The organism is uncultured Amaricoccus sp. (genome assembly GCF_937858865.1).
GTDB lineage: Bacteria > Pseudomonadota > Alphaproteobacteria > Rhodobacterales > Rhodobacteraceae > Amaricoccus.
On the sequence record NZ_CALLYO010000072.1, the window covers coordinates 1 to 4,936 of the forward strand.

Annotated in this window: 4 protein-coding genes; all 4 read left to right on the top strand. The window is 73.7% G+C overall.

What is annotated here, in order from left to right; translation table 11 throughout:
- Positions 1 to 789, top strand: a 789-nt coding sequence (locus Q0112_RS01865) for a gfo/Idh/MocA family oxidoreductase (RefSeq protein ID WP_297970621.1), incomplete at its 5' end; no start/stop codon positions are given.
- Positions 786 to 1,868 (top strand): Gfo/Idh/MocA family oxidoreductase, encoded by a 1,083-nt coding sequence (locus Q0112_RS01870; RefSeq protein WP_297970624.1) that lies wholly within the window; start codon positions 786 to 788, stop codon positions 1,866 to 1,868. The genes Q0112_RS01865 and Q0112_RS01870, both read left to right, overlap by 4 nt.
- A gap of 149 nt (positions 1,869 to 2,017) precedes the next feature.
- Positions 2,018 to 3,466, top strand: a complete 1,449-nt coding sequence (locus tag Q0112_RS01875; protein WP_297970627.1) for a mannose-1-phosphate guanylyltransferase/mannose-6-phosphate isomerase — start codon at positions 2,018 to 2,020, stop codon at positions 3,464 to 3,466.
- Between the two features lie 6 nt (positions 3,467 to 3,472).
- Positions 3,473 to 4,885, top strand: a complete 1,413-nt coding sequence (locus Q0112_RS01880) for a phosphomannomutase (RefSeq protein WP_297970630.1) — start codon at positions 3,473 to 3,475, stop codon at positions 4,883 to 4,885.
- The last annotated feature ends 51 nt before the right edge of the window (positions 4,886 to 4,936 follow it).

Consider the following 4,936-nt stretch of genomic DNA (forward strand, 5'->3'; position numbering starts at 1 on the left):
CGGGCGGCGATGGCGCTGCGCGCGATGCGCGCCGGCAAGGACGTGATGGTCGACAAGCCGGGCTGCACGACGGAGGCGCAGCTCGCCGAGATCCGCCGGGTGCAGGCGGAGACCGGGCGGATCTGGTCGGTCTGCTATTCCGAGCATTTCCTGCAGAAGGCGACGGTCGCCGCCTCGCGCCTGGTGGCGGAGGGGGCGATCGGGCGGGTGGTGAACACGGTCGGGCTCGGTCCGCACCGGATCGGGCTCAATCCGCGGCCCGACTGGTTCTGGGACAGCGAGCGGGGCGGCCATATCCTCGTCGACATCGCCTCGCACCAGTTCGAGCAGTTCCTGCACTTCACCGGCTCGACGGCGGCGCGCATCCTGCAGAGCGTGGAGACGAATTTCGCCAGCCCGGAGCGGAAGGGGTGGAACGACTACGGCCATGCGGTCGTCGCCTCGGACCGGGCGACGGGCTTCATCCGGGTCGACTGGCTGACGGCGGACGGCTCCCCGGCCTGGGGGGACGGACGGCTCTTCCTGATGGGGACCGCCGGCAACATCGAGCTGCGCAAGTACATGGACACCGAGGGGCGCCCGGGCGGCGACCATCTGTTCCTGACCGACCAGAAGGGGACGCGCTACGTGGATTGCTCGGAGACCGTGCTCGACTATGGGGCGAAGCTGCGCGACGACGTGCTGAACCGCACCGAGACGGCGATGGCGCAGGCGCACTGCTTCCTCGCCATGGAGCTCGCCCTCGAAGCGCACCGGGTCGCGGTGCCGATCGGCGGAGCGCGGCCATGAAGCTCAGGGTCGGGGTCGTCGGGTCGGGGATCGGCGCGTCGCACATCGAGGCCTTCCAGGCGCTGCCGGAGATGTACGAGGTCGCCGCGCTCTGCGACATCGACGCCGGCCGCGGCAAGGCCGTGGCCGAGCGGTTCGGGGTTCCGGTGGTCGTCGGCAGCCTCGAGGCCCTGCTCGAGCGGGACCTCGATCTCGTCGACATCTGCACCCCGTCGGGGCTGCACCATGCGCAGGCGATCGCGGTGCTCGAGTCGGGCCGGCACGTCGTCATCGAGAAGCCGGTCGGCAAGAGCCTCGCCGAGATGGACGCCGTGGCGGCGGCGGAGGCGGCCTCCCGCGGGCGCGCCTGCCCGATCTTCCAGTACCGCTTCGGGCACGGGCTGCAGAAGCTCGCGCACCTCAGGCGCAAGGGCTATGCCGGGCGGGCCTCGGTGGCGACGGCCGAGACGCACTGGCTGCGCGGGCCGGCCTACTACGCCCAGGCGTCCTGGCGCGGGACGTTCCGGGGGGAGCTCGGCGGCTGCCTGACGACGCATGCGATCCACATCCACGACATCCTCTGCGAGGTGCTCGGCCCCATCGCCTCGGTGCACGCGCGGACCTCGCGGCGGCTGAACCGCAACGAGACCGAGGACATGGCGGTCCTGTCGCTCGAGTTCGCCTCGGGCGCCTTCGCCACCTCCTCGGTGACGCTCGGCTCGCGGCAGGAGATGTCGCGGCTGCGGTTCGTCTTCGACGACCTCGTTGCCGAGAGCGGTCTCTCCCCCTACGGCCCGGGGCACGATCCCTGGACCTTCCCCGACGACGACCCGGCCGCGGCGGAGCGGATCGCGGAAGCCCTCGCCGACTTCTCGCCGCTGCCCGAGCGGTTCGCCGGGCAGTTCCACCGGCTGCACGCGGCGCTGACGACGGGCGGCCCGCTGCCGGTCACCCTCGACGACGCGCGGCGCGCGGTGGAGCTGCTGACGGCCGCCTACTATTCGGCGACGACCGGCGAGCCGGTCGCGCTGCCGCTCGCGGCCGATCATCCCTTCCACGGCGGCTGGATCGGGGCGATGTCCGGGCCGGCGGGACGCTGAAGCTCGGGGGCGCGGGCAACCGCTTCCCTTTCTTCGCACCCGACGAAAGGGTGATGCGGCACGCCTGAAGGGCTGGGTTCCCGGCCATCGGGGCGAGGCGTATCCTCGATATTTACCGCGCGCTAACCGACATCGAGGGAACTGTCCGCATGACCTCCTATTCTCCCCTCGGCGAAAGCGGGCCGCTGCTGCGGCAGGGCCTGGTCATTCCCGCCATCCTCTGCGGCGGCTCCGGATCGCGGCTCTGGCCGGTCTCGCGGAAGAACTTCGCCAAGCAGCACGTGCCGATCATCGGCGGCGCCTCGCCCTTCCAGCGCACCATCGGCCGGCTGAGCGACGAGATCTTCGGGGCGCCGATCGTGATCAGCGCGGAGGCCTCGCGCTTCCTCGTCGCCGAGGAGGCGAAACAGGCGGGGGTCGAGGTCGAGATCGCGCTGGAGCCCGAGGGGCGCGACACGCTGGCGGCGGTGACGCTGGCCGCCTGCCTCGCGGCGCGGCGCGATCCGGCGGCGATCGTGATGATCATGCCGTCCGACCATCTCATTCCCGACGCGGCCGCCTTCGCCGGTGCCGCCGCGGCGGCGGTGCGGCTGGCCGAGGAGGGGCGGATCGTCACGCTCGGGATCGCCCCGACCGGGCCGTCGACGGCCTACGGCTACATCGTCCCGGGCGAGGCGCTGGCCGCGGGCGGCAACGCGGTGGCGCGCTTCGTCGAGAAGCCGGAGGCCGGGCTGGCGGCGGAGCTGATCGCCGGGGGGTGCCTCTGGAACGCGGGGATCTTCTGCTTCCGGGCGGACGCCGGCCTGCGCGAGATCGGCGCGCTGGCGCCGAGGGCGCTCGAGGCGGTGCGGATGGCGCTCGCCGAGGCGACCGACGATGTCGGGATGCTGAGGCTCGGCCGGGCCTTCGCGGCGGCGCCGAGGATCAGCTTCGACCGGGCGGTGATGGAGCATACGACGCGGGCGGCGGTGCTGCCGGCGGGCTTCGCCTGGTCCGACATCGGCGACTGGAAGGCGGTCTGGGAGCACAGCCCGCGCGACGACGCGGGGGTCGCGCGGGAGGGGAAGGTGCATGCGCGCGAGGTGACCAACAGCTACCTGCGGTCGGACGGGCGGCTGCTCTGCGTGCTCGGGGTCGACGGGCTCGCGGTGGTCGACACGCCGGACGCGGTGCTGGTGGCGCCGATCGGGCGGGCGCAGGAGGTGCGCGCCGTCGTCGCCGACCTGGAGGCGCAGGGGGCGGAGGAGGCCTCGACGCCGGCGCGGGTGCATCGGCCGTGGGGCTGGTACCAGACGATGGACCTCGGCGAGCGGTTCCGGGTGAAGCGGCTGGTGGTGGCGCCGGGCAAGAAGCTGTCCTTGCAGAAGCATCACCATCGGGCGGAGCACTGGGTGGTGGTGCGCGGGACGGCGGAGGTGACCCGCGACAGCGAGGTGCTGCTGGTGCACGAGAACGAGTCGATCTACCTGCCCTCGGGCTGCGCGCATCGGCTGGCCAATCCGGGGAAGATCCCGGTCGAGATCGTCGAGGTGCAGACCGGGACCTATCTCGGCGAGGACGATATCGTCCGCATCGAGGACGATTTCGGCCGCCGGTGACGCCGCGTGGCGCTGAGGTTCGGCACGAGCGGGTTGCGCGGGCTGGTCGCGGAGATGGGCGATGCGGTCTGCGAGGCGCATGTGCGCGCCTTTCTCGCGCATCTGCGCGGCACTGGCGCGGAGCCGCGCGAGGTGCTGGTCGGGCGCGACCTCCGGCCGAGCTCGCCGCGGATCGCGGCGGCCTGCCGGCGGGCGATCCGGGCGGAGGGCCTGGTCGCGGTGGGGTGCGGCGTGGTGCCGACGCCGGCGCTGGCGCTCGAGGCCGGGCGGCGCCGGGCGGCGGCGGTGATGGTGACCGGGAGCCACATTCCCTTCGACCGCAACGGGCTGAAGTTCTACCGGCCGGGCGGCGAGGAGATCAGCAAGGAGGACGAGGCAGGCATCCTCGTGGCGCTGGGGCGCGAGGGCCGCGGGCGGTCGGCCAGGGTCCGGGTCGATGCCGGGGTGGGCCGGCGCTATGTGGCGCGGTCGGTGGCCTTCTTCGGGGCGGGGTGCCTCGGGGGGATGCGGGTCGGGCTCTACGAGCACAGCGCCGCCGGGCGGGCGCACATGCGGGCGGCGCTGGCCGGGCTCGGGGCGGAGGTGGTGCCGCTCGGGCGGAGCGACAGCTTCGTGCCGATCGACACCGAGGCGATCCCGCCCGACCAGGCGGCGCGCATCCGGGATTGGGTGGCCGAACATGGGCTCGCGGCGCTGGTGTCGACCGACGGCGACGGCGACCGGCCGCTGGTCGCCGACGAGACCGGGCGGGTGCTGCGCGGCGATGCGCTCGGGGCGCTGGCGGCCAGGCTGCTCGGGGCCGATGCGGTGGCCGCGCCGCTCAACGCGAGCACGGCGCTGGAGGCGTCCGGCTGGTTCGCGCGGGTCCTCCGCACCCGGATCGGCTCGCCGCACGTGATCGAGGGGATGGCGCGGCTGAAGCGGGAGGGGGCGCGGCTGGTCTCAGGCTATGAGGCCAACGGCGGCTTCCTGCTCGGCGGGACGGCGGTGTCGCCGGAGGGCCGCCGCCTCGCGCCGCTGCCGACGCGCGACGCGATGGTGCCGGCGCTGGCGCTCCTCGCCGCCGCGGCGCGCGAGGGGCGGACGCTCTCCGCGCTGGCGGGCGACCTGCCGGAGCGGGCGACCGACAGCGGGCGGCTGCAGGAGGTGGACGTGGCGGCGGCGGGGCGCCTGCTCGACGGGCTCGCCGGTTCGCGGGCGGCGGCGACGGCGCTGCTGTCGGGCCTCGCCGAAGGCGAGCTCACCGCAGTCGACACGCTCGACGGGGTACGGATGCGGCTCGCCTCGGGCGAGATCGTGCACCTGCGCCTGTCCGGCAACGCGCCCGAGCTCCGCTGCTACGGCGAGGCGGCGACCGGCGAGCGGGCGGCGGAGCTGGTCTCCGGCACAATCGCCCGGGTCGCGCGGATGCTCGTCTAGGTCGTGAACCCATAAATGGGATTCCCGTTTGGGGTGTTCTGTGATTCAAGC